The sequence below is a fragment of the Streptomyces doebereineriae genome (assembly GCF_031845645.1).
In the GTDB taxonomy this organism is placed as follows: domain Bacteria; phylum Actinomycetota; class Actinomycetes; order Streptomycetales; family Streptomycetaceae; genus Streptomyces; species Streptomyces canus.
Map to the genome: position 1 here is coordinate 1 of NZ_JAVREZ010000055.1, position 975 is coordinate 975.

2 protein-coding genes are annotated in these 975 nt (G+C 63.0%); one reads left to right on the top strand and one right to left on the bottom strand.

The features are described 5' to 3' along the window. Positions 1–592 (top strand): YoaK family protein (locus tag RNB18_RS50650; RefSeq protein WP_311720879.1); only part of this gene is annotated, 592 nt, incomplete at its 5' end. Positions 593–701: 109 nt separating this feature from the next. Here RNB18_RS50650 and RNB18_RS50655 read toward each other — a convergent pair. After that, on the bottom strand, positions 702–975 hold a 274-nt coding region (locus RNB18_RS50655; RefSeq protein ID WP_311720880.1), incomplete at its 5' end, for an esterase-like activity of phytase family protein.

The following is a 975-nucleotide window of genomic DNA, read 5'->3' on the forward strand; positions in this document are numbered from 1 at the left end:
TTCGGCGGGGTACTTCGTAACCTTCATGACCGGCAATACCGAGCGGGCGTTCCTCGGGCTCTTCCAGGGTGAGGAGTGGCTGGCGATCGGGGCCGCACTGCTGTTGCTCTCCTTCGTCGGCGGGGTGGTGATCGCATCGTTGTGCCGTCGTCACCTCTGGGTGAATCACCCCCATGGCGCGACCGTGCTGACGACGCTTGCGCTGGTGGTGTCCACCGTGGTCGACCTCATCGAGCGCGGCTGGACGGCCCGCGATGTTCCGTACGTCCCAATCCTGTTCGTGGCCTTCGGTATCGGCGCATTGAACACGTCGTTCGTCAAGGATGGCGAGGTGTCGATCCCGCTGAGTTACGTGACCGGCACTCTGGTCAAGCTCGGCCAGGGCATCGAACGCCACATCAGCGGAGGCCAACTCAGCGATTGGCTGGGCTATTTCCTGCTCTGGGCCGGTTTCGCCGGCGGAGCCGTCATCGGTGGCTTCATCAGCGTGGTGGTGAGCGGTTCGCAGATGCTGCTGGTGGCCACCGTCGTCTGTGCGATCACCGCGGCGTACACGTATTTCTACTTCGATCGTCACGCGTTGTTGAAATAGCGCGCGGAGTCGGCCCGCTGTTCTTTGGCCCGCTCGCCGCTATTGACGTGAGGGTCGTGATTCGGCGAGATTCACGACCCTCACGTCAATCTCGACGCGCCACACCCGCCTACAACGCGAACAACAGGAACTGCGTCACCTGGGTCGGCGAGAAATTGTCGTCGCTGACCGCGATCACCGACTGCCGACCGTCGGCCAGCTTGGGCCCCAACGTGATTCCCTCGATGTTGTCCAGAGGTGTCAGACCTGGCGTGGTGGTCAGATCAGCCAGCAGCGTCTTGGTCATCTCTGTGGAGCCCTCGACGACGTCGGCCCGGTAGATGCGCACCGCGACGTGCGTGCCGTAACCACGCTCGATCACCAGAAAGCTGCTGTCGTCGAGC